Below are 22,613 nucleotides of genomic sequence, written 5' to 3'. Positions count from 1 at the left end.
GAACCCGAACCCACCACACCCAAGCCCGACGAACCCGAACCCACCACACCCAAGCCCGACGAACCCGAACCCACCACACCCAAGCCCGACGAACCCGAACCCACCACACCCAAGCCCGACGAAGAGACACCACCCCCGCAGCATCCGGACCGCGACGAGGACGCGGCTGACCCGGATGCGTCGCGGGAAGCCGACGAGACCTCACCCCCGGGAGAACAGCACGGCACGTCCCCGTACGCATGGCATCCGGATGCGGCGGCACTCGATCGTGCCGTAGCGGAGTTCCCCTCGGTATTCGACGAGCCACGCACACTCGCCGAACTGCGGGAGCGCCTGAGCCATGACATGTCGTTCGACGATGTGATGGCGGTGCGCGATTTCTCCTACCAGCAGCACGGGTTGGATGCGCCGGATCTGTCGCTCGAGAATCTCAACGGATTCCTGGAACGGATCTGGAACAACGGAGACCGGATAACCAGCGAATGGGGCGTGTACAGCGAGTACGGCGCGGCTACCGAGACGAATCTGGTCACGGATCCACGCGGCTATGTCATGCAACTCGCGGATATACTCGCCGCCCGAGGACCGGAATCGCGTATAGCCTTGGTCCAAGGGCGAGGGGCCAGAATTCTCGACGCCTCGAACGCGTCGGAGATCGATACCGGATCGATCAGTTTCGTCCATTACCACCGAGCGAATGCGGTCTCGGACGTCGGCTATCGTGTGTATGTGAACGCACGCGCTGACGCGGTGCCCGACCTGATGCGTGGTGTGGTCCACGAAATCGTGGACAGCCCCGATCGATTCCCCGGTATCTACAGCGCGAAAGTCGTCGGCCCCCATTCGGTTCGGTCGGACGCGATGGTGATCTATACGAAGGATCTTGCCGATGCCCATCGGGTTGTCGACTGGCTTCGCGAGTATCAGGCGCGGCAACCCGATGCGTTCCTATGGGACGCTCCCGCGATGACACACCAAGTTATGGAGGGCGTCGGTATCGGCGCCGAACCACGGGCCGCCAATTCCAGTTTCGGCTCCGAACGGTCCCAGGCCATCTACCAGGCGCTGCAATCCACCCGGAGCGAGAACGGCGATTTCGCGATGTTCCGAGAACGAGCACTCGCGGCACTCGCCGGAAAGGGTGTCGATCCCGAACATCCTCATCTCAACCAACCGGACGAGCACCCTGATCAACCGCGGAGGTCGACATGAACAACCACGACAAGATCGCGGCGGCGCGCGATGCGGTGACCAAATTCCTGACCGGCGAGATCAATCCGGATGACAACCCGCACTGGTTCGACGACGACATACTCCTCTTCGCCGTCGATCGTCTCGACCAGCAGGACTCGGAATGGCTGCTCGCTCAGCTCGCGAATCGTGATTTCCCACGCGATCTGCGCGCGTGGATCATTCCGATGATGCGCAAGCACGGCGCCGAAGCCCAGGCATTGCTCGACGCGAACGGCCAGTGATGGACGAGCGGTACGAGCAGCAACTCACGGAACTGGCCGCTATTCGAGAACAAGTGCACGACGTGCGCGGCGAGGCACGTTCTCCCGACGGATACGTGACGGTGGCGGTGGATTTCACCGGCGCGGTCACCGAGGTGCGATTGGATCCGGCCGCGCTGCGCACTCCCTCCGAACGTCTCGCCGCGATCGTGACCGAAACAGCGCGGGCCGCAGCGCGTCTCGCACATCACCAAGTGACCGAGACGATCACCCCGATCAGCGACATCGTGGGCAGCATGCCCGAACTCGCCGAACTGTTACCGGGCGCTCCGAGCCTGCGCGAGCCGGCCGCCGACGTGGCTTCGGATGTCGAGTACCTCCCCGACGACGAGTACGAAGACGAGTACTACGACACCTGACGCCGGTGCCGACAAGGCGGTTCCGAACCCGGGCCCTCAAACCGCCACCACAGGCGCGTTGTCGGCCGCACGGCGGTATCCGCCTGGCGCAAGCCCGTATTCGCGTTTGAACGCCTTCGCGAAGGCGAACTCCGAGGTGTAGCCGACGCGGCGGGCCACGGCGGCAAGACTGCTGTCGGTGTCGCGCAGCAGGCGGGCGGCGGTCAGCATGCGCCAGCGGGTCACATAGGCCAGCGGCGGCTCGCCGACCGTCGCGAGAAAGCGGCGGGCGAGGGTCGCGCGGGAAACGCCCGCGATGTCACCGAGATCGGCGACGGTCCAGGCGCGCGCGGGTTCCTCGTGCACCGCGCGTAGCACCGCCGCCACGGCGGGATCGGCGAAGGCGCCGGCCCAGCCGGAGGAACGCAGGTCGGCCTGCTCGTCGAACCAGGCGCGCAGGATGAACAGCAGCAGCGTCTCGAGGATCGCGGGCACGGCCGCGTCGCTCCCCTGCCGCGGCTCGGCGATCTCCGCGGCCAGCAGATCGACCGCGCCGCGCAGCGCGGGATGACGCCCCGGACGCGCGGGCAGATGGATGAACTCGGGCAGCTCGTCGAGGATCGGGTGGGTGCGACCGCGGCCGAGTTCGTAAGCGCCACAGAGCAAGGCGGTCCGGACGCCGGGCCCCACGATCTCCCTCGGCTCACCGGGCAACGCGGTCTCGGTGACGGGAGTGTCCAAGCTGTCGACCAGGTCGTGGTCGGCGCCTCGCGGCATGAACAACACGTCCCCCACGCCGAGCGCCATGGGTTCGCCGTCCGGCGGCACCACCCAGCAAGAGCCCTGCAACACCACATGGAAACCCGCCCCCGGCACCACGGGATACCGCCGGCCCCACGGGGCGTGCCGGATGAACAGGCCGGAGGCGGGACTGCCGGTGCGGATCGCCGCGATGGCCTCGCTGAGAATGTCCACTCATTCACCATAACACTCTGGATATGAGCGTTTGGGACAAATAATAGAGCATTACAGGCATTGGCTTAGTCGTATGAGAGCAATATGTTTCTTCCCATGACATCAACCCAACGCCCTGCGACCATCGCCGTCTACGGCGCGACCGGACACACCGGCGGCTACCTGCTCGCCGAACTGCGCCGTCGCGGCCTCACCCCGATCCTGGTGGGGCGCAATGCCGAGCGCATCCGCGCCGCCGCCGACGCGGCGGCCATGCCCGGCGCCGACATACGAGTAGCAGACCTGTCCGACCGCGCGGCCCTCGTCCGAGCGTTCACCGGCGCCGACGTGGTGATCAGCAGCTTGCCCGCCTACGTCCAGCACGGCTCTGCGGTGCTCGACGCGGCCATCGACGCGGGCGCGCACTACACAGACATGTCCGGCGAGCAACTATTCCTGAAGCGCGTTCTCGACGAGTACGGAACGCGCGCTGCGGCGGCGGGCGTCACCGTGGTTTCCGGCGTGACCGACAACAATCTCCCCGGAGATCTGCTCGCCCATCTCATCACCCGCCGGGTGCCCGGCCCCGCCGAGGTGGTGCTCAGCCACCTCAGCAAGAGCGGCGGAAACGGTTCCAAAGGCAGCGCCAAGACGGTGTTCGCCAGTCTGGACTGGTTCCGCGGCGGCGGCTGGCACTACGCCGACGGCGAATTGCGCACCGGCGCGGCGGCACGTCACCAGAAGATGACCTTCCCCGGTGACATCGAGCCGACCACTGTCGCGAAATTCCCGCAGCCCCCGGTTCTCACCATCCCCCGGCACTCGGATGTCTCCTACGTCGAAGGCGTCCTCGCCACCTCGATCCTCGACACGCTCAGCGGGTTCACCACCGAACTCATCGACGCACTGCCCGACGCGCCCGGCGCCGACCTGCGCTACGACCTCGTCGTCGACGCGTTCGGCGCGGACGGACGCCGGGTCCGCGGCGTGCTCAGCGGCGTGGACTCCTACCGCGATTCGGCATTGATGGCGGTGGAGACGGCCGTCCGCTTGGCCGAGGGCGCTACGGCTCCGGGAGCGCTCGCGCCGGCCGAGGCGTTCGATCCCGCCGATTTCCTGGATGCGCTGGCGCCGTTCGGAATCACCTGGCGGATCGAGGAGAGCTGAGCGGCAGGGCAGGATCGGGCATAGTCGAACGATGACCGACAACCGACCGCCGCTCGCCGTCGCACTCGATCTCGTGCCGCATCCCGAAGGCGGCTGGTACCGCCAGACCTGGCGCAGCCCGGCGGAATTCACGCCGGAGGGCTACCCCGGCCCGCGCGCCGCCGCCACGGCGATCTATTTCCTGCTGCTGCCGGGCGAGCGGTCCGCCCCGCACACGGTGCGCTCCGACGAGCTGTGGCTCTGGCACCGCGGCGGGCCGCTGGCGCTGGACATCGGCGGCGAGCAGGTGATCCTCGGCCCCGACCTGGAGCACGGCCAGGTGCTCCAAGCGGTGGCGCCGGGTGGGGTCAGCCAATCGGCGCGACCTGCCGGCGCGGAATACGTGCTGGTCAGCTGCATCGTCGCGCCGGGATTCGACTTCGCGGACTTCCGGTTGGACTGACCTGGATCAGCGCACCGGCACGGCGGCGAATCGCTCGAGTTCGTGCGGATCGTGGGCACAGAACATTCGCACCCGGTCGCCGTGGTCGTTGTGCAGCGTGCGCAGCCGTTCCAGGTTCTCCACCCGCTCGCGGCCGAGCGTGCTCGCGAGCACCTCGAACACGCCCAGGCCGACGGGCGGACGCGCCTTGCCCACCTCCAGCTGCCGGTGGTGGAAATAGGCGTCGCCGCAGTGCAGCAACCATCCGTCGCTCTGCCGGACCGCGACGCCGCTGTGCCCGCGCGTGTGGCCGACCAGCGGGATCAGCATGATGTCCTCGAGCACCGGGACGGCGGTGAATCCGAACCAGGTGTCCGCGCCGGTCTCGTGGGCCAGCCAGCGAGGTCCGTGCTCCCACTGACGCGGCTGGTAGCGCAGTTTCTCCCCGAGGGTCGGGCGCTGGGTCGCCGCGTCGAGTTCGTCGGCGAAGACGTGCACGGTGGCGTCGGGGAAGTCCGACAGCCCGCCGGCGTGATCGAGATCGAGATGGGTGAGCACGATGTGCCGGACATCCTCGCGCCGATAGCCGAGCCCGCGGATCTGGTGCAGCGCGGTGAGTTCCGGGCGCAACCGGGGCCGCAGCAATCGCCCGGTGCCGAAACCCAGCCTGCTTCGATCGAGCACGTCGGCCATGCCGAAGCCCGTGTCGACCAGCACCAGCCCGTCATCGGACTCGACGAGCAGGCAGTGGCCGACCAGCCCGCCGGTCAGCAGCCCACCGCTGCCGAGCAGCGCTCGCCCGCCGACCGGGCACATGGTCGCGCAGTCCAGATGCCGCACCAGCATCGCGGAAACTCCCTCCTACGGCGCCGAATCGGACTCGATCCGTTTCGGCACGAAGGTCTCTTTTGTTCCCGTCAACGTAGTCGGAGCGCGACTCGGCCGCGACAGCGCGGTCACCACCGCGGTGATCGGCGGGCGAATCGATCACCGCCCGCCGTCGCCGAACGGCCGGTTCACTCCGGAATCTCGAGCACGCCCTCGTCCACGGCCCAGGCGATGGTGCGTTCGAGATCCGGACACGAGTCGGGGCGACCCGGCCCGTGGCCGGTCTCGCTCAGTTTCGCGAAGACCGGGCAGTGCTCGGCCGGATTCCCGGTCCACTGCACCGACGTCTGGTGGGTGCTGCTCTTGCGCACCAGCACGTGGCTCTGGCAGGCCCGGCACCGCAGTGGCGTCAGGCCGTCCTCCAGATACCGCTGTTTGTCGGCCACCGTCTGGGCGCGCACTTCGGCTCGCCGAGCGGGCTGATCGGCGAAATCGGGCGCCTTCGCCCAGGTGGCCGCCATCAGACGCTCGCCTCGGCTTCCTCGGACTCGCGCTTGCGCCGCAGGTTCTCGGCGACCTCGGCCTCCCACGCCTCGTTCGCCTTGGTGGTGTCCACCTCGAACTCGAAGCGCTGGGTCATCTTCTCGGTGACGTCGGCCAGGTCGACGTAGAACTGCTCGTACCAGCGACGCAGCTGGTAGACCGGCCCGTCCTCCTCGCACAGCAGCGGGTTCTCGACCTTGGACTTGTGCTTCCAGATCTCGACGTCCTGCAGGAAGCCGACGCTGATGCCCTCGGTCATCTTCTCCGCCAGCTTGGTCGCCATCTCGCCCTCGACGCCCTTCGGCTTCTCCAGCGTGATGCCCCATTGCAGGACGAAGGAGTCCTGGGTGACCGGGTAGTGGCAGTTGATCAGGACGCTTTTGACCTCGTAACCGCTGTAGATGTTGATCAGCGGGTTGATCATGTACGAGGGGCCGAAGTACGAGGCCTCCGACTTCAGCAGCGTGTCACCGCCGTACTTGGAGGCCATGCCGATGTCCGGCCTGCCCTTGGTCTCCAGGAACTGGGTGGCGATGTGGCCCTCGAAGACGTTCTTGAAGTACGTCGGGAAGGCGAAATGGATGTAGAAGAAGTGGGCCATGTCCACCACGTTGTCGATGATCTCGCGGCAGTTGGCGCCCTCGATCAGCATCGAGTTCCAGGTCCATTCGGTCCACCCGCTGTCGAGTTGCTCGCTCGGGTTGCCGTCGGCGTCGGTGTAAGGGCCCTTGATGTGCGGGATCGTGACCTCGGGCGGCGGCTGGCTGCCCTCGTGGTCGTGCCAGACGAACAGCTGGCCGTTGCGCTCCAGCGTGGTCCACTTCCTCGTGCGCGCCAGCGGCGGCACCCGCCGCGCGTACGGAATCGCGGTGCACTTGCCGTTGGTCCCCGACCAGCGCCAGTCGTGGAACGGGCAGGCGATGTCGTCGCCCTTGACCTCGCCCATGCTCAGGTCGCCGCCCATGTGCCTGCAGTAGGCGTCGAGCACCCGCAGTTCACCGTTGCTGTCGGCCCAGACGACGAGCTTGGTGCCGAAGACGTTCACCGCGTGCGGCTTGCCGTCCCGGAACGTCTTGGCCAGACCCAGGCAATGCCATCCCCGCGCATAGCGGGTCGGTGCGGTGCCGACATCCAGCTCCCGGACCTTCGCGCCGCTCCGCGTCGTTTGAGCCGCCTCCCGGGGCCCTCCTTGGTGACGCACGCTGCCGCCTCCGGGCCCGTCGCTCGGCGGCGGTGGGGTAACTGCCATCGCGTTTCCTCCTCCATCTGTACTAGAACACGTTACAAAACTGGCGTCCTCGACGCCAGCGATTCACCTCACTTCCTGCATGAGCGCATGTCCGACGAGGGGTGAACACCGGTTCTCGACAGAAATAGGAACCTGTTCTAGTCTCAGAGACAAATGAGATTCCCGACATCAACCGACCAGGCAGGAGCAGGTCCCGAGATGACGCAAGAAGTGACCGAACGGGTCGAAGCGCTGTTGCCGACGTTGCGCGAACGCGCACAGGAGGCCGAGGACCTGCGGCGCATCCCCGACGAAAGCATGAAGGCGTTGCAGGAGACCGGCTTCTTCCGGTTGCTCCAGCCCAAGCAGTGGGGCGGTCACGCCGCCGATCCGGTGGTCTTCTACGACACCGTGCGCAAGATCGCCAGCGCGTGCGGCTCCACCGGCTGGGTGGCGGGCATTGTCGGCGTGCACAATTGGCACCTCGCGCTGTTCGCGCAGCAGGCGCAGGAGGACGTCTGGGGCGAGGACACCGAAGTGCGGATCTCCTCCTCCTACGCGCCCATGGGCGCGGGCACGGTGGTCGACGGCGGCTACCTCGTCAACGGCGCGTGGGCCTGGTCGTCGGGCTGCGATCACGCCACCTGGGCGGTGCTCGGCGGCCCGGTGATCAAGGACGGCAAGCCGGTGGACTTCGGCAGCTTCCTCATCCCCCGCGACGACTACCGCATCGACGACGTGTGGAACGTGGTCGGCCTGCGCGGCACCGGCTCCAACACCGTCGTGGTGAAGGACGTCTTCGTGCCCTCGCACCGGTTCCTCAGCTTCCGTGCCATGAGCGAACTGAAATCGCCCGGTCTGGAGCAGAATATCGATCCGGTCTACAAGATGCCTTGGGGCACAATCCATCCCACCACGATCTCCACGCCGATCGTCGGCATGGCATACGGCGCGTACGCGGCGCATGTCGAGCACCAGGGCAAGCGGGTGCGCGCGGCCTACGCCGGCGAGAAGGCCAAGGAGGATCCGTTCGCCAAAGTGCGCATCGCGGAGGCCGCCAGCGACATCGACGCCGCGTGGCGGCAGCTGTCGGGCAACGTGGCCGACGAGTACGCGCTGCTGGCTGCGGGCAAGGAGATCCCGTTCGACCTGCGCGTGCGGGCCCGGCGCGACCAGGTGCGCGCCACCGGTCGCTCGATCGCGGCGATCGACAAGCTGTTCGAGAGCTCCGGCGCCACCGCGCTGGCCAACGGCACGCCGCTGCAACGCTTCTGGCGCGACGCGCACGCGGGCCGGGTGCACGCGGCCAACGATCCCGAGCGCGCGTACCTGATGTACGGCACGCACGAGTTCGGCCTGCCCGTCACCGACGGCATGGTCTAGGAGGGCTGACCGTGACATCGACCGCGGAACTCACCGCCGAATCGACCTCGCGCTACGCGCAGGTGCGGCCCGATCTGCGGCTGCATTACCACGAGGCGGGCGTCGGCAACGGGCCGACGATCGTTCTGCTGCACGGCGGCGGGCCCGGCGCGTCCTCCTGGTCGAACTTCGCGCGCAACATCCCGGTGCTGGCCGAGCACTTCCACGTGCTCGCGGTGGACCAGCCCGGCTACGGCCGCTCGGACAAGCCCACCGAGCATCCGCAGTACTTCGTGCACAGCGCCTCGGCGCTGAAGGATCTGCTCGACCACCTCGAGATCACCACCCGGGTGCACCTGCTGGGCAATTCGCTCGGCGGCGGCGCTGCGGTCCGGTTCGCGCTGGACTATCCCGACCGCGCCGGAAAACTGATCCTGATGGGGCCCGGCGGGCTGAGCACCAATCTGTTCGCGCCCGACCCGACGGAGGGCGTGAAGCTGCTCTCCAAGTTCAACTACGAGCCGACCAGGGAGAACCTGGAGGCGTTCCTGCGCATCATGGTCTTCGACCAGTCGCTGGTCACCGACGAGCTGATCGATGAGCGGTTCGCCTCGGCGAGCACGCCGGAGGCGCTGGCCGCGACCAGGGCGATGGGCAAGTCGTTCGCGAGCGCCGACTTCGAGAAGGGCATGCTCTGGCGCGACGCCTACAAGCTGCGTCAGCCGGTGCTGCTGATCTGGGGCCGCGAGGACCGGGTCAACCCGCTCGACGGCGCGCTGGTGGCGACCAAACTGATCCCGCGCGCGCAACTGCACGTCTTCGGCGGCTGCGGGCACTGGGCGCAACTGGAGAAGTTCCACGAATTCAACCGGCTCGCGATCGATTTCCTCGCGGGCGTCAAGGAGAAGTGATGGGCATCCGTTCACTGGGATATCTGCGTATCGAGGCGACCGACATGGCCGCCTGGCGGGAGTACGGCCTGAAGGTCCTCGGCATGGTCGAGGGCAAGGGCGCCGACCCCGAAGCCCTCTATCTGCGCATGGACGAGTTCCCGGCCCGGCTGGTGATCGTCCCGGGCGAGAAGGACCGGCTACAGGTCTCGGGCTGGGAGACGGCCAACGCCGAGGAGTTGCAGGACATCCGCAACCGGCTGGACGCGGCGGGCGTGCCCTACAAGGAGGGCACCGCGGCGGAACTGGCCGATCGCCGGGTCTACGAGCTGATCGCGTTCGAAGATCCCTCGGGCAACACGCTCGAGGCGTTCCACGGCGCGGCGCTGGAGCATCGCCGGGTGGTCAGTCCCTACGGGCACAAATTCGTCACCGAGGAGCAGGGGCTCGGGCACGTGGTGCTCAGCACCAAGGACGACAAGGCGGCGCTGGAGTTCTACCGCGACGTGCTCGGCTTCCGGCTGCGCGACTCGATGCGGCTGCCACCGCAGATGGTGGGACGCCCGGCCGACGGCGAGCCCGCGTGGCTGCGCTTCTTCGGCTGCAACCCGCGCCACCACTCGCTGGCGTTCCTGCCCATGCCGACGCCGAGCGGCATCGTGCACTTGATGCTCGAGGTGGAGAACGCCGACGACGTCGGCCTGACCCTGGACCGCGCGCTGCGCAAGAAGGTCAAGATGTCGGCGACGCTGGGACGGCACGTCAACGACAAGATGCTCTCCTTCTACATGAAGACGCCGGGCGGGTTCGACGTGGAATTCGGTTGTGAGGGCCTGGAAGTGGACGACCACGACTGGATCGCGCGGGAATCCACCGCGGTGAGCCTGTGGGGCCACGACTTCACCGTCGGGCAACGGCAGCAGTGACCGAGAGGGCGAGCGAAACGATGACCGCGGACGGATCCGAGATCGATCCACGGCAGTTCCGGAACGTGCTGGGACAGTTCTGCACCGGCATCACCGTGATCACCACCTTCGACAACGACGGGGTTCCGATCGGCTTCGCGTGCCAATCCTTCGCCGCCCTCTCCCTCGAACCGCCGCTGGTGCTGTTCTGCCCCACCAAGGCGTCCCGCTCCTGGGCGGCGATCGAGAAAACCGGGCGTTTCTGCGTGAACGTCCTCGCCGAACAGCAGCGCGAGCTGTGCGCCCGCTTCGGCTCCCGCGAACCCGACAAGTTCGCCGGCGCCGCCTGGCACACCTCCGACCTGGAACTCCCGGTGCTGGACGAAGCGCTGGCCACCATCCAGTGCGAGGTCGAGACCGTCGTCGACGGCGGCGACCACTACATCGTGATCGGCCGCGTCCGAGCCCTCTCCGAGACGACCACCACCGGCCGCCCCCTGCTGTTCTATCGGGGCCAGTACACCGCCATCGAACCGGAGAAGACCACCCCGGCACCTTGGCGTGCCGACCTGGAGCACTTCCTCACGACGACGACGTTGGACACCTGGTTGTAGGACGCGACCAGCACGCGTAGCCCCGCGCGCTACAGGGGGCTACAATCAGGCTATGAAAGTGATCACGCAGCGCGAGTTCCGCAACCACTCAGCGGCGGTCATGGATGCGGTCGAGGCCGGGGAGACGTTCCGCGTAACCCGAAATGGGGTCGAAGTCGCCGAAGTACGGCCGGTCAGCCGAAAGCGCCGCCTGACGACGGAAGAGCTCGTGGAACGGCATCGCAGACTACCTCGTGTCGACTTCGCCGGCATGCGGCAAGAGGCCGACGAATTCTTCGGAACGGAAGATCGAGTCGGCGACGACGATGCGTGGGGATCGCGGTCATGACCGAGCGGCATACATCGGGCGTATTGGACACTTGCGCCTACATCGACCTGGGTACGCTGGATCCCACTTCTTTGCCGGAGTTGTGTGAGATAACAGCGATCACGTTGGCCGAATTGCACCAAGGCGTCGCCATGGCGAAAGACACTGTCACTCGGGCCGCACGATCCGAGCAACTCGGTGCCGCCATCGTGGATTTCGATCCGTTGCCCTTCGACGAGGACGCCGCGACACGCTACGGCACCCTGGTAGCACTCACTCTGGCGGCGAAACGCGACCCGCGGCCGCGCCGGATGGATTTGCTCATCGCGGCAATCGCGTCGGCACGTGGGTTACCGCTGTACACCCGCAACAGCGCGGATTTCCGCGGGCTGGAAAGCATGCTCGAGATCGTCGCCGTGTAGCGCATGAAGGACTAGGCCTCGATCAGCCGCCCTCGCTCCACGAGTGGTGCCTGGGCGCGGCGAATCCCGAACTCACCGCGCTCGCCGGTCAGTACTTGTAGAAGCCCTCCCCGGTGGCGATGCCGAGCTTGCCCTTGTCGATGTAGTTCTCCTTCAACCACTTGGCCAGCCGTTGGGAGTCCTCGTCCTCGTTGTTGACCAGGATGTTGTACGGCGTGGTCAGTCCGATGATGTCGAGGATGCGGAACGGTCCGGCCGGTGCGCCGGTGCCGATCTGCCAGGTCTTGTCCACCGCCTCGGGATCGGCGTAGCCGCCGGCCGCCAGGCTCATGCCCGCGTTGAGCAACGGCACCAGCAGCGAGTTCAGGACGTAACCGGCCTTCTCCTTGTGGATTTCGATCGGCACCATGCCGATCTTCGAGGCGAAGTCGACCACGGCCTGGTATACGTTCGGGTCGGTGTCGGCGGTGCCCATGATCTCGGCCGTGTTGAAGTGCCACACCTGATTGGCGAAGTGCAGCGCGAGGAACCGGTCCGGACGGCCGGTGAAGTCTTTCATGGCGCTGGGCAGCAGGGTGGAGGAGTTGGTGGCGAAGATCGTGCGCTCCGGTGCGACCCGGCCGAGCTGCTCGTAGGTCTGCTGCTTGATGCTCAGCACCTCGGGGATGGCCTCGATGACCAGGTCCGCGTCCTGCACCGCGTGAGCCAGGTCGGAAGTCAGCGCGATGCCCGCCGCCGTCTGCTCCGCCTTGCCGTCCCCGCCACCGGGCACCTGCTCGCGGTAGACCGGCACGAGCTTGTCGAGTCGTTCCCTGGCCGCGGCCAGCGCCTTGTCGTCGATGTCGTATGCCGTCACCTCGAAACCGTGAAAGGCGGTCTGAAAGGCGATCTGCGAACCCAGCACCCCGGTGCCCAGCACGGTCACCTTGCGAATATCGATGGTCATTCGTTTCTCCTCTCGACTGTTGCGAAGAAGCCCGCGTCGGAGCGACCTCGCGATCACCGCTGCCATGGATCAACCTACCGGCGGCGGTGCCGTGTCAGCCGGAGGCGACTGTCGCTGCCGTCGGCTTCGCGAGTGGCACATGAGCGCGGCGAAACGCGAGAGCGCCACACGCTCATGTGCCACTCGTGAAGTGCTCAGATGGTGAGCACTTTGGGGTGGAGGATGGGTGCGATGAGGGCACCGGATCTAGGGAGGCACTATGGGTCGGTTCGATGGGACGAGGATCCTGACCTTTGCGGACCTTGCGCAGTGGGAGGGGTGGCTCGCGGCCGATCACGACGAGGCCGCTGATGTCTGGCTGAAGATCGGCAAGAAAGGGGTGGCGGGCAGGACCATCAGCAACGGCGAGGCGCTCGACGGCGCGCTCTGCTTCGGGTGGATCGACAGCCATCGCCGCGGCATGGACGCCGAGCACTATCTGCAGCGGTACTCGCCGCGCCGCCCGAAGAGTCCGTGGTCGCAGATCAATGTCGCGAAAGCCGAAGCGCTCATCGCCGCAGGTCGCATGCGGGCTCCCGGTTTCGCGGCCATTGCCGCCGCGCAGTCCGATGGACGCTGGGCGGCCGCCTACGAATGCCAGCGGACCGCCACCTGCCCGGCCGACCTGCTCGAAGCGCTCAGTGCGAGTCCACCCGCACGGGAGAGATTCGAGCAGCTTGATCGCACCGCGCAGTACGCGTACTTCCTGCGGTTGATGAAGACGCGGAGTTCCGGCGAACGGGCTGGACAGCTGCGGCGCATGTGCGAGGAGTTGATCCAGTCAGCGGCGTAGTTCCAAGTCGACTGCGGCAACGATGATCACCGATAGCGGCGAGGCGGAAATCGGTTGGGAATCGCGTGTGCCGACGCGACGATATGCGTTGTGCTGCTTCTTGTTCCGGCCGATGTACTTCGCCCCCAACGCGTCGACGAGCATTTCGCCCCGGAGGCGGACGCGACTCGTGCCGCCGGTTTGGACATCGCCGTGGTCGATCACGACGCGTTGACCCGCGCCGACGGCGCGGAGGATGCCGTTCGACGCGTCCGTTCCAGCGGGGTGGCTGTCTACCGCGGCTGGATGTTGCGCAGTGCTGAGTACGCCGCGTTCGAACGGAGCTTGCGGCGGCGCGTCACGCTGCGCACGAGCGCCGAGCAGTACCGGCGCGCACACGAATTGCCCGGGTGGTATTCCGCACTCGCCGACATGACTCCTCGGTCGGTATGGACCAGCGGAACCGATCGCGCCGCGTTCGATCACGCGCGTCGGGAGCTATCCCCTTCCCGCTCCCTTTGCCTTGGGGACGCGGGATCGTTGCTGCCGCCTGGCCGAATGGACTGGACTTCCGGGTACTGGGAGACGCGTGATCGACCACCCTTCGACCAGCGGAGACTTGCTCGATAGTGGTCCCGGCAGACGAACGGGGTCGCGAACGTTCGTTCGCGACCCCGCTGTGGCTTACCGGTCAGGCGGTGACCGTCGCCTTCTCCCGTTGCAATTCCAGCGCGATGTCGATCAGCTGGTCCTCTTGGCCGCCGACCAGTTTGCGCTTGCCCGCTCGTACGAGCATTTCGGCGGCGGAGACCCCGTAGCGTTCGGCTTGCCGTTCGGCGTGCTTGAGGAAGCTGGAGTAGACGCCCGCGTAGCCCATCATCAGGGCCTGGCGGTCGAGCAGGCATTCCTGCGGCATCGCGGGGCGGACGACGTCTTCGGCGGCGTCGGCGATGGCGAAGAAATCGATGCCCGTCTTCACGCCCAGCTTGTCGCACACACCGACCAGCGCCTCGACCGGCGTGTTGCCCGCGCCCGCGCCGAAACGCCGCGCGCTGCCGTCGATCTGCTTGGCGCCGGCGCGGATGGCGTAGATCGAGTTGGCGACGGCCAGGTCGAGGTTCTCGTGGCCGTGGAAGCCGACCTGCGCGTCGTCGCCGAGTTCGGCCACCAGCGCCGCGACCCGGTCGGAGACCTGCTCGAGCACCAGCGCCCCGGCGGAGTCGACGATGTAGACGCACTGGCAGCCGGCGTCGGCCATGATGCGCGCCTGCTTGGCCAGCACCTCCGGCGGCTGGGTGTGCGACATCATCAGGAACCCGACCGTCTCCAGCCCGAGTTCCCGCGCCAGACCGAAGTGCTGGATCGACACGTCGGCCTCGGTGCAGTGCGTGGCGATCCGGCAGATCGTCGCGCCGTTGTCCTGCGAGACCTTGATGTCTTCCTTCACCCCGACGCCGGGCAGCATCAGCACGGCGATCTTCGCCCGCTTCGCCGTCTCGGCGGCGATGGCGACCAGTTCCTGCTCGGGCGTCTTGGAGAAGCCGTAGTTGAACGACGAGCCGCCGAGACCGTCGCCGTGGGTCACCTCGATCACGGGGACACCCGCGCCGTCGAGGGCGGCGACGATGTCGCGGACCTCCGTCGCGGTGAACTGGTGACGCTTGTGGTGGGATCCGTCGCGCAGCGAGGTGTCGGTGACGCGGATGTCGAGTTCTGCTGAGTAGGCCATGTCGAAAGCTCCTTACACCCGGGCCGTGACGATCTGTTCGGCGATGACCTCGCCGACCTGCGTCGCGGCGGCGGTCATGATGTCGAGGTTGCCCGCGTACGGGGGCAGGAAGTCGCCCGCGCCCTCCACCTCCACGAACACCGACACCTTCGCCATGCCGCCGGAGACCACCGACGGCTCGTCGAACTGCGGCTCGTTCAGCAACCGGTAGCCGGGCACGTACTGCTGGATATCGGCGACCATCCGGTGGATCGAGTCGGCGATCGCGTCGGTGTCGGCGTCCTCGGGGATGGCGCAGAAAATGGTGTCGCGCATGATCATCGGCGGCTCGGCGGGGTTCAGGATGATGATCGCCTTGCCGCGCTGTGCCCCGCCGATGGTCTCCACGCCCCTGCTGGTGGTCTTGGTGAACTCATCGATGTTGGCGCGGGTGCCGGGACCGGCGGAGACCGACGACACGGAGGCGACGATCTCCGCGTACGGCACCGGGACGACCCGCGAAACCGCGGCGACGATCGGGATCGTCGCCTGACCGCCGCAGGTGATCATGTTGACGTTCGGCGCGTCGAGGTTCGCGCCCAGGTTCACCGGCGGCACCACGGCGGGCCCGACGGCCGCCGGGGTGAGGTCGACGGCGCGGATGCCCGCCTCGGCGTAGCGCGGGGCGGCGGCGCGGTGCACGTACGCCGAGGTCGCCTCGAAGATCAGATCGGGCAGTTCGGATTGCGCGAGCAGCCAGTCCACGCCCTCGTGCGAGGTCTCCAGCCCCAGACCGCGCGCCCGCTTCAGGCCCTCGCTGTCCGGGTCGATTCCGATCATCCAGCGCGGCTGGATCTTCTGCGAGCGCAGCAGTTTGTAGAGCAGATCGGTACTGATGTTGCCGGACCCGACGATCGCGGCGGTGACGGTCCCGTTCACGGACACGACAGCCTCCCTAGGTGAATTGCAGACGGACAGAGCCGAGTCCGGCGAACTCGGCGTGGAACTCATCGCCCGGACGGGCGTCGATGGCGCGGGTGCAGGAGCCGGGCAGCACGATGTCACCGGCCTTCAACCGCACCCCGAAGCTCGCGACCTTGCGCGCCAGCCAGGCCACCGCGATCACCGGATCGCCCAGCACCGCGTCGCTGCGGCCTTCGGCGACCACATCGCCGTTGCGGGTGAGCACCGCGTCGATGGCCTTGATGTCGATGTCCTTCGGCGCGACCCGCTGCGCGCCGAGCACGAAGCCGGCCGAAGACGCGTTGTCGGAAATGGTGTCGGCCAGGCCGATGTTCCAGTCCTTGATCCGCGAGTCGATCAGCTCGATCGCGGGCGCGAAGGCGACCGTGGCGGCGAGCACGTCCTCCTCGGTGCACTCCGCGCCGGGCAGGTCGGCGCCGAGCACGAACCCGACCTCCACCTCCACCCGGGGGAACAGGTAGCGGCCCGCTTCCACCGGAACGTCCTCGTAGACTTCCATTTCCGCGAGCAGGTGACCGTAGTCGGGCTCGTCGACGCCCATCATCTGCTGCATGGCCTTCGAGGACAGGCCCACCTTGTGCCCGACCACGCGCGCGCCCGCGTCGAGCCTGCGCCGGATGTTGATCAGCTGGATCTCGTAGGCGTCGACCACGTCGATATCGGGGTGGCGGGCGATCAGCGGATCGATCGCCACCCGGTCGCGCTCGGCGCGCTCGAGTTCGTCGGCCAGTTCGGTTCGTACCGCGTCGGACAGCACGCTAGTTCCCTTCCACAGTTGCGTTTTCCAGCGCCGAGACCTGCTCGCCCGCGGCGGACCGGCCTGCCCTGCGACCGGAGAAGATGCAGTCGGCCAGCGACAGCCCGCTGACATAGGACTCGGAGCAGACGCCGACCGCGGTGCGGCCGGCGGCGAAGAGGCCGGGGATGTCACGGCCATCGACCGTCTCGACCGCGCCGGTGCGCTCGTCCACGACGACGCCGCCGAGGGTGAGCATGGGGCACGGGTTGGTCAGGCTCGGTTTGATGCCCACATCCAACAACCAGAACGGACCGGTGCGGACCGGTTCGGTGAACTCGGCGGGCTTTCCGACCGGATCGGGCGCGCCGGTCTCGATCGCGGTGTTGTGCGCGTCCACCGTCGCGCGCAGCCCGGCCGGGTCGATGCCCGCCTTCGCCGCGGCTTGCTCCAACGTCGCGCCGCGAATCGCGGTGCGCCGCATGGTCTCGAACTGCCCGCGCTGGAACCACGCGCCCTGCTTGCCGATCTGGCCGATCGCGGTGCGCATCAGCCGGTCGTCGGCCAGCAGCCATCCCTTGCCGCCGTGCTCGGTGATCAGCTTGTTGCCGACGGCGGCGCCGTAGCGGGTCTCGTCGATCACCCTGCGGCCATCGGCGTCGACCAGGAGCGCCGCGGTGATGGCGCTGGGCGGCAGCAGGAACCGCCACGCGGAGACGTTGTCCATGTGGTCGACGGCCGCGCCGACCTGCTGGGCCATCAGGATGCCGCTGCCGTCGTCGGCGGTGGTGCCGAGGGCGAGACCGCCGTGGAACGCGGGCGCGTGCTGCCGCACCAGATCGCGATTGGCGATGAACCCGCCCGCGCTGAGCACCACCGCGCGCCGGGCGAGGACCCTGATCGTGCTGCCGTACCGGCGTTCCAGCGCGTCCAGCCGCTGTTCCAGCGCTCGCCGCAGCGGCGGGTAGTAGATGCCAGGCTTGGCCGCGACCTTCGCCATGCGGGTGTAGCGGTCGCGGACCCGGCCGGGCGCGTCGCGCAGGGTGTGGCATTCCACGCCGATCACCGCACCCGCGGCGTCGGTGATCAATCGGGTCACCCGGGTGAGCGTTTCCACGCGCACGCCCGCCCTCGACGCTGCGGCGGCGAGCGGGCCGGTGAGTTTCTTGCCCGAAGTGCCCCGGCCCTTCACCCGGTGTCCGCGCTGGGCGGCGGGGATGTCGCGGAACGCGCCGGAGATCTCGCTGCCCGAGTAGTACAGGTAGTAGCGGTCGTTGGGGTAGGAGGTCTTGTACGGGCACAGCGAGGCCTCGAACGGGACGCCGTGCGCCTTCAGCCACTCGATCAGCTCCGGGCTCTCGTCGACGAACCGGCGCAGCGTCTCGGGGGCGACCGCGTCGCCGACCTCGCGCTCGAGGTAGGCGTACATGGCCTCGGGGGTGTCCTCGACACCCGCCTCGCGCTGCACGGAGGTGCCGCCGCCCGCGTAGATGATGCCGCCGGACAGCGCCGACGTGCCGCCGCCGGTGAAGCGTTCGAGGACGAGCACCTGCGCGCCCGCCGCGGTCGCTTCCAGCGCGGCCGCGGCCCCCGCGGCGCCGTATCCGACCACGACAACGTCGGTGGTCAGGTCCCATTCGAGGCCCATGTTCTTAACTCCGGTCCGAAACTGAAACAAGTTTCCTCGACAAACGGAACGTCGAGCAAGTCTTCTGCCACACAACATAGACCAATGGCGCGTCCATTCTATAACGTGTTCTACATGACTGATCGGGAATACGACGTGGTGGTGGTCGGCAGCGGCGCCGCCGGCATGACCGCCGCCCTCACCGCGGCCCACAACGGCCTGAGCGTGGTGGTCATCGAGAAGGCCGCGCACTACGGCGGGTCGACCGCGCGCTCCGGCGGCGGCGTGTGGATCCCGGGCAACAAGGCGCTGCGCGCGTCCGGTCGGCCCGACGACCGCGAGGACGCACGGACCTACCTGCACAGCATCATCGGCGACGTCGTACCCGCCGAACGGATCGACACCTTCATCGACCGCGGGGCCGAAGCGCTGGATTTCGTGCTCGATCATTCGCCGCTGAAGATGACCTGGGTGCCGGGCTACTCCGATTACCATCCGGAGGCGCCGGGCGGGCGGCCCGAGGGACGCTCGTGCGAGCCCAAGCCGTTCGACACGAAGATCCTGGGCGATGAACGGTTCAACCTGGAGCCGCCGTACGCGAAGGCTCCGCTGAACGTCGTGGTCATGCAGGCGGACTTCGTCCGGCTCAATCTGATCCGGCGTCATCCGAAGGGCATGCTGCGGGCGATGCGCGTCGGCGCGCGCACCTACTGGGCCAAGTTCACTCGCAAACACATCGTCGGCATGGGGCAGGCCGTCATCGCGGGCATGCGCAAGGGGCTCATGGACGCGAACGTGCCGCTTCTGCTGAACACCCCGATGACCGACCTCGTCGTGACCGATGGCGTGGTCACCGGCGTCCAAGCGCTGCACGAGGGCGAGCCGGTCACCTTCACCGCCCGCTACGGCGTCGTGCTCGGCAGCGGCGGTTTCGAGCACAACGCGGAAATGCGCACCAAATACCAGCGCCAGCCCATCACCACCGAGTGGACCACCGGCGCGGCCGCCAATACCGGCGACGGCATCCAAGCGGGCATGGCGGCGGGCGCGGCCATCGGTTTCATGGAGGACGCGTGGTGGGGGCCGACCATCTTCAAGGGCGGCAAGCCGTGGTTCGCGCTGGCCGAACGGAACCTGCCCGGCAGCATCATGGTGAACGCCGACGGCAAGCGATTCGGAAATGAGTCCGCTCCTTACGTCGAGGCGGTGCACACCATGTACGGCGGCGAGTACGGGCAGGGTGAGGGACCGGGCGAGAACATCCCCGCGTGGCTGGTGTTCGACCAGCGCTACCGGAACCGCTACATCTTCGCGGGGCTGCAGCCCGGTCAGCGCTTTCCGTCCCGGTGGATGGAAAACGACTTCATCGTCAAGGCCGACAGCATCGAGGAATTGGCGGGCCGGATCGGCGTGCCCGCCGACGCGCTGGCCGCGACCGTCACCCGGTTCAACGGCTTCGCCGAGACCGGCAAGGACGAAGACTTCGGCCGCGGCGACAGCCACTACGACCGGTACTACGGCGATCCGACCGTGCGACCCAACCCGTGCCTGGCCGCGCTGGTGCAGGGTCCGTACTACGCCGCCAAGATCGTGCCCGGCGACCTGGGCACCAAGGGCGGGCTGGTGGCCGACACCGCAGGACGGGTGCTGCGCGAGGACGGCAGTGTCATCGAGGGTTTGTACGCCTCCGGCAACTGCTCCACACCGGTGATGGGCCACACCTACGCGGGGCCCGGCGCGACCATCGGCCCCGCGATCGCCTTCGGATACCTCGCGGTGCTGGACATCGTCGAGCGCAAGAAGCAGCAGCCCGCGGCCGCCGCGGCGGAGGCCTGATGGTCGGATCGCGGTGTGGGTCGCGCTGGACGCGACCCGCTCCGCCGTCCGTCTCGCCGAACGAAAGCCTGCCGCTGCGGCGAAAGGAACGCCTTCCGCTACGGCTGGGGTCTCGGTCACGAGAACGAAGTGCGGGGCGCGCCCGAACACGAGCCACACCGCGATCCCCGCGCCCATCCCACCGATCGGACGGCGCGCTGGCGAGCCGCGGTCGCGCCGAGCAGGATCGGACCGAAGGCGCATCGATTTCGGGCGCGGCCTCCCTCGCGGCGCGGTAGATCCGAATCGATCCACATTCATGCACAAGGAGAACTGATGCCCATCGACCCGAAGATCGCGCTCGGCGCGCAACTGCCGAGCCGGGAGTTCGCCTGGACCGCGTCGGACGTGCAGCTGTATCAGCTTGGCCTCGGCGCGGGCGCGCGCTGGACCGACCCGGCCGAGCTGCGCTATCTCGACGATCGGGAACCGCAGGTGCTGCCGACCTTCGCCACCGTGGCGGCGACCGTGCACGAGACCGAGCCGCCCAGGGTGAGCTTCCCCGGCGTCGAGATCGACCTGGCGAAGGTGGTGCACGGACATCAGGAGGTCGAGGTGCACCGGCCGATCCCGGCGGCGGGCAAGGCGACCAAAACCAGCCGGATCGCCGAGATCTGGGACAAGGGCTCGGCCGCGGTCATCGTGCAGGAGCACACCGTCACCGGCTCCGACGGCGCGCCGCTGTGGACCGAGCGCTCCTCGATCTTCGCCAAGGGCGAGGGCGGTTTCGGCGGCGAGCGCGGGCCGAGCACCAAGACCGAATTGCCGGATCGCGCACCGGATTTCGACGTCACCACGCCGACGCTGCCGCAGCAGGCGTTGCTCTACCGGATGTCCGGCGACCGCAACCCCCTGCACTCCGATCCCGAATTCGCCCGCGCCGCCGGGTTCCCCGCGCCGATCCTGCACGGGTTGTGCACCTACGGCATGGTGTGCAAGACCGCGACCGACATCGTGCTCGACTCCGACGCCAGCCGCGTCACCGGCTTCCGCGCCCGGTTCGCCGGTGTGCTGTACCCGGGCGAGACGATCCGCGTCCGGATCTGGCGCGAGGACGATCGGCTCGTCATCGCCGCGACCGTGGTCGAACGCGACGACGCACCGGTCCTGAACGATGTCGAACTGCGGTTCCGGCCCGCCTGAGGATCACTACACAGCTGCACCCGAGCGGCTCCCAGCCGGGCCGCGTCCGACCCGAACGGCAAACGCGGCGCCAAGGTGCCGGTGCGGGCGACTCCGGGCCGGTCCCGGCGCATCGACGGTCAACGGAAGGCGAGCGTCTCTCGTTTCGCCTGCAGGCCGCGGCGCGGCGATCGGGAGCGGCGCCCAGGCCCCTGCCCCCGTATCACGCGGGACCCGTCGGCGGACGAGAGATGCCGATGGCACCGCAAGCACCACTGTGTAGTGGGAATGGCGCGCAGCAGCCGGATCGGGATCTCGGCGTGACAGCGTCGGCAGCGGCCGTAACGTCCGGCGGTGATGAGCAGGAGAGCGGCCTCGATATCGGCCAGCGCTTGCCGCGCCGCCGCGGCCAGTTTGCCGTCGACCTCGTGTCTGGCCGCGTCAGCCGCGTCGGCGGGTTCACCTGCGCGGTCGAGCTCGGCTTCGAGTTCGGCCAGCTGTTGCAGGCGGAAGCGGCGTTGCTGCTCGAGTGCGGCGCGCAGCACGGGTAGGTGTTCGCTGAGGCTCGCGCGTTGAACGGGGTATGCGTGGGTCATCGTCGACTCCAGAGCTGGTTGGTGGGGGTCAATGCTCAGCCGCAGCGGGTGTGAGCGCGATGCTCGCGGTACGGATGCCGGGCACGGTGCGGGTCAGGGCGACGGCGATGCGTCGTTCGGATTCGTCGGCGAACCGGCCGGAGACGGTGGCGTCGCCGTCGTCGACGGTGACCTGCCAGCGCCGCGCGCCGCGGTATTGATCGAGCAGGCGCTGCGCATCGGCCGCGAGCGCGTCGTCCGGGGTGAGCATGAGCCGAAGCGCGTCGCCGCGGCTGAACATGCCGACCACGCGGTCCTCGGCGTCGACGACCGGCAGACTGCGTAGTCCGTGGGTCACCAGCCTGCTCATCACCTCGGCCAGTGCCGCGTTCTGGGGCAGGGACACCGCCGGCGTAGTCATCACCGCGCCGACCGCGTCGTCGAGTTCCCCGGACCGCAAGAGGTCGCCGCTGGTGAGCATTCCGATGAGGCGGTCGTCTCCGTCGAGCACGGGCAGCGCCGCGTACCGCAGTTCGGCGAGCATCAGCGCCGCCTCGCGCGCCGTGTCCTCGCGCCGGACGGTGGTGACCGGTCTCCGCATCACCTCACGTACCTGCATGTTCCTCACTCCGATACCTCCTTCCTGGCTCAACCCCATGGTGGCGTGGCGGCGAGGCGATCGGTTGCGCTGATCGGACAATCGGAGGGCGGAGATTTGTGGCGCAGGCACAGCGGG

Annotated in this window: 26 protein-coding genes; 14 read left to right on the top strand and 12 right to left on the bottom strand. The window is 68.0% G+C overall.

Annotated features, from left to right (window positions below; all coding sequences use genetic code 11):
• Positions 1-345: 345 nt before the first annotated feature.
• From U3653_RS29165 to U3653_RS29155, 3 genes are read left to right on the top strand one after another with little or no spacing between them, the layout of a single operon-like run.
• Complete coding sequence (locus tag U3653_RS29165) at positions 346-1,212, top strand: T3SS effector HopA1 family protein (RefSeq protein WP_323124584.1); 867 nt, start codon at positions 346-348, stop codon at positions 1,210-1,212.
• On the top strand, positions 1,209-1,475 hold the full coding sequence (locus tag U3653_RS29160) for a hypothetical protein (RefSeq protein WP_195078079.1): 267 nt from the start codon (positions 1,209-1,211) through the stop codon (positions 1,473-1,475). Before U3653_RS29165 ends, U3653_RS29160 begins: the two co-directional genes overlap by 4 nt.
• Positions 1,475-1,873: a YbaB/EbfC family nucleoid-associated protein gene (locus U3653_RS29155; RefSeq protein WP_195078078.1), complete on the top strand. Its 399-nt coding sequence runs from the start codon at positions 1,475-1,477 to the stop codon at positions 1,871-1,873. The genes U3653_RS29160 and U3653_RS29155 overlap by 1 nt, the downstream gene beginning before the upstream one ends.
• Positions 1,874-1,909: 36 nt before the next feature.
• On the opposite strand, the gene U3653_RS29150 is transcribed toward U3653_RS29155, so the two are convergent.
• Entirely contained in the window at positions 1,910-2,827 is a 918-nt protein-coding gene (locus tag U3653_RS29150; RefSeq protein WP_195078077.1) for an AraC family transcriptional regulator, read from the bottom strand.
• A 96-nt stretch (positions 2,828-2,923) separates the two neighbouring features.
• Between U3653_RS29150 and U3653_RS29145 the strand changes: the two genes are divergently transcribed.
• Entirely contained in the window at positions 2,924-3,973 is a 1,050-nt protein-coding gene (locus tag U3653_RS29145; protein WP_195078076.1) for a saccharopine dehydrogenase family protein, read from the top strand.
• A gap of 31 nt (positions 3,974-4,004) precedes the next feature.
• Complete coding sequence (locus tag U3653_RS29140; protein WP_195078075.1) at positions 4,005-4,415, top strand: cupin domain-containing protein; 411 nt, start codon at positions 4,005-4,007, stop codon at positions 4,413-4,415.
• A gap of 6 nt (positions 4,416-4,421) precedes the next feature.
• Here U3653_RS29140 and U3653_RS29135 read toward each other — a convergent pair whose 3' ends face one another.
• The 3 genes from U3653_RS29135 to U3653_RS29125 all read right to left on the bottom strand — a co-directional run bounded on the left by U3653_RS29135 (position 4,422) and on the right by U3653_RS29125 (position 7,014).
• A complete protein-coding gene (locus tag U3653_RS29135; RefSeq protein WP_195078074.1) occupies positions 4,422-5,240 on the bottom strand; it encodes an MBL fold metallo-hydrolase in 819 nt (272 codons plus the stop codon).
• 170 nt (positions 5,241-5,410) lie between these two features.
• Positions 5,411-5,743: a hypothetical protein gene (locus tag U3653_RS29130; RefSeq protein WP_195078073.1), complete on the bottom strand. Its 333-nt coding sequence runs from the start codon at positions 5,741-5,743 to the stop codon at positions 5,411-5,413.
• Entirely contained in the window at positions 5,743-7,014 is a 1,272-nt protein-coding gene (locus U3653_RS29125; RefSeq protein ID WP_323124583.1) for a 3-ketosteroid-9-alpha-monooxygenase, oxygenase component, read from the bottom strand. The genes U3653_RS29130 and U3653_RS29125 overlap by 1 nt, the downstream gene beginning before the upstream one ends.
• A gap of 198 nt (positions 7,015-7,212) precedes the next feature.
• Between U3653_RS29125 and hsaA the strand changes: the two genes are divergently transcribed.
• Genes hsaA through U3653_RS29095 form a run of 6 tightly spaced genes read left to right on the top strand, consistent with a single transcriptional unit; the run spans position 7,213 to position 11,493 of the window.
• Positions 7,213-8,376: a 3-hydroxy-9,10-secoandrosta-1,3,5(10)-triene-9,17-dione monooxygenase oxygenase subunit gene (hsaA, locus tag U3653_RS29120; RefSeq protein ID WP_195078072.1), complete on the top strand. Its 1,164-nt coding sequence runs from the start codon at positions 7,213-7,215 to the stop codon at positions 8,374-8,376.
• 11 nt (positions 8,377-8,387) lie between these two features.
• Positions 8,388-9,266, top strand: a complete 879-nt coding sequence (hsaD, locus tag U3653_RS29115; RefSeq protein ID WP_195044478.1) for a 4,5:9,10-diseco-3-hydroxy-5,9,17-trioxoandrosta-1(10),2-diene-4-oate hydrolase — start codon at positions 8,388-8,390, stop codon at positions 9,264-9,266.
• Positions 9,266-10,171 (top strand): iron-dependent extradiol dioxygenase HsaC, encoded by a 906-nt coding sequence (hsaC, locus tag U3653_RS29110; RefSeq protein WP_195078071.1) that lies wholly within the window; start codon positions 9,266-9,268, stop codon positions 10,169-10,171. The genes hsaD and hsaC overlap by 1 nt, the downstream gene beginning before the upstream one ends.
• A 20-nt stretch (positions 10,172-10,191) precedes the next feature.
• Complete coding sequence (gene hsaB / locus U3653_RS29105) at positions 10,192-10,764, top strand: 3-hydroxy-9,10-secoandrosta-1,3,5(10)-triene-9,17-dione monooxygenase reductase subunit (protein ID WP_195078070.1); 573 nt, start codon at positions 10,192-10,194, stop codon at positions 10,762-10,764.
• A gap of 52 nt (positions 10,765-10,816) precedes the next feature.
• On the top strand, positions 10,817-11,092 hold the full coding sequence (locus tag U3653_RS29100) for a type II toxin-antitoxin system Phd/YefM family antitoxin (RefSeq protein WP_195078069.1): 276 nt from the start codon (positions 10,817-10,819) through the stop codon (positions 11,090-11,092).
• A complete protein-coding gene (locus tag U3653_RS29095) occupies positions 11,089-11,493 on the top strand; it encodes a type II toxin-antitoxin system VapC family toxin (RefSeq protein WP_195078068.1) in 405 nt (134 codons plus the stop codon). The genes U3653_RS29100 and U3653_RS29095 overlap by 4 nt, the downstream gene beginning before the upstream one ends.
• Before the next feature lie 88 nt (positions 11,494-11,581).
• Here U3653_RS29095 and U3653_RS29090 read toward each other — a convergent pair whose 3' ends face one another.
• Positions 11,582-12,439, bottom strand: a complete 858-nt coding sequence (locus U3653_RS29090; RefSeq protein WP_195078067.1) for a 3-hydroxyacyl-CoA dehydrogenase — start codon at positions 12,437-12,439, stop codon at positions 11,582-11,584.
• 259 nt (positions 12,440-12,698) lie between these two features.
• On the opposite strand from U3653_RS29090, the gene U3653_RS29085 reads away from it, so the two are divergent.
• Positions 12,699-13,271 carry a YdeI/OmpD-associated family protein gene (locus tag U3653_RS29085; protein WP_195078066.1) on the top strand — a complete coding sequence of 191 codons (573 nt, stop codon included), beginning with the start codon at positions 12,699-12,701 and terminating at the stop codon, positions 13,269-13,271.
• On the opposite strand, the gene U3653_RS29080 is transcribed toward U3653_RS29085, so the two are convergent.
• From U3653_RS29080 to U3653_RS29060, 5 genes are all read right to left on the bottom strand, one after another.
• A complete protein-coding gene (locus tag U3653_RS29080; protein ID WP_324722487.1) occupies positions 13,260-13,736 on the bottom strand; it encodes a hypothetical protein in 477 nt (158 codons plus the stop codon). The two genes, U3653_RS29085 and U3653_RS29080, sit on opposite strands and share 12 nt — an antisense overlap.
• A gap of 205 nt (positions 13,737-13,941) precedes the next feature.
• A complete protein-coding gene (dmpG, locus tag U3653_RS29075) occupies positions 13,942-14,979 on the bottom strand; it encodes a 4-hydroxy-2-oxovalerate aldolase (RefSeq protein ID WP_195078064.1) in 1,038 nt (345 codons plus the stop codon).
• A 12-nt stretch (positions 14,980-14,991) separates the two neighbouring features.
• Positions 14,992-15,897 carry an acetaldehyde dehydrogenase (acetylating) gene (locus U3653_RS29070; protein ID WP_195078407.1) on the bottom strand — a complete coding sequence of 302 codons (906 nt, stop codon included), beginning with the start codon at positions 15,895-15,897 and terminating at the stop codon, positions 14,992-14,994.
• A gap of 16 nt (positions 15,898-15,913) precedes the next feature.
• Complete coding sequence (locus tag U3653_RS29065) at positions 15,914-16,699, bottom strand: 2-keto-4-pentenoate hydratase (RefSeq protein ID WP_195044485.1); 786 nt, start codon at positions 16,697-16,699, stop codon at positions 15,914-15,916.
• A gap of 1 nt (position 16,700) precedes the next feature.
• Positions 16,701-18,326 (bottom strand): FAD-binding protein, encoded by a 1,626-nt coding sequence (locus U3653_RS29060; RefSeq protein ID WP_195078063.1) that lies wholly within the window; start codon positions 18,324-18,326, stop codon positions 16,701-16,703.
• Positions 18,327-18,431: 105 nt separating this feature from the next.
• Between U3653_RS29060 and kstD the strand changes: the two genes are divergently transcribed.
• Together kstD and U3653_RS29050 are read left to right on the top strand one after the other, a co-directional pair.
• The gene (kstD, locus tag U3653_RS29055) at positions 18,432-20,141 is read left to right on the top strand and encodes a 3-oxosteroid 1-dehydrogenase (protein ID WP_195078062.1); all 1,710 of its coding nucleotides are present in this window, start codon (positions 18,432-18,434) and stop codon (positions 20,139-20,141) included.
• A gap of 315 nt (positions 20,142-20,456) precedes the next feature.
• Positions 20,457-21,323 carry a MaoC/PaaZ C-terminal domain-containing protein gene (locus U3653_RS29050; protein WP_195078061.1) on the top strand — a complete coding sequence of 289 codons (867 nt, stop codon included), beginning with the start codon at positions 20,457-20,459 and terminating at the stop codon, positions 21,321-21,323.
• Between the two features lie 119 nt (positions 21,324-21,442).
• Here U3653_RS29050 and U3653_RS29045 read toward each other — a convergent pair whose 3' ends face one another.
• Complete coding sequence (locus tag U3653_RS29045; RefSeq protein ID WP_195078060.1) at positions 21,443-21,898, bottom strand: TraR/DksA family transcriptional regulator; 456 nt, start codon at positions 21,896-21,898, stop codon at positions 21,443-21,445.
• Positions 21,899-21,926: 28 nt separating this feature from the next.
• Positions 21,927-22,496 (bottom strand): CBS domain-containing protein, encoded by a 570-nt coding sequence (locus tag U3653_RS29040; protein WP_195078406.1) that lies wholly within the window; start codon positions 22,494-22,496, stop codon positions 21,927-21,929.
• Positions 22,497-22,613: the final 117 nt, after the last annotated feature.

This window comes from Nocardia implantans, assembly GCF_035544775.1.
Taxonomy (GTDB): Bacteria; Actinomycetota; Actinomycetes; order Mycobacteriales; family Mycobacteriaceae; genus Nocardia; species Nocardia implantans.
The sequence above is the reverse complement of the archived record's forward strand: the minus strand, read 5'-3'. Positions and strand labels throughout refer to the sequence as shown.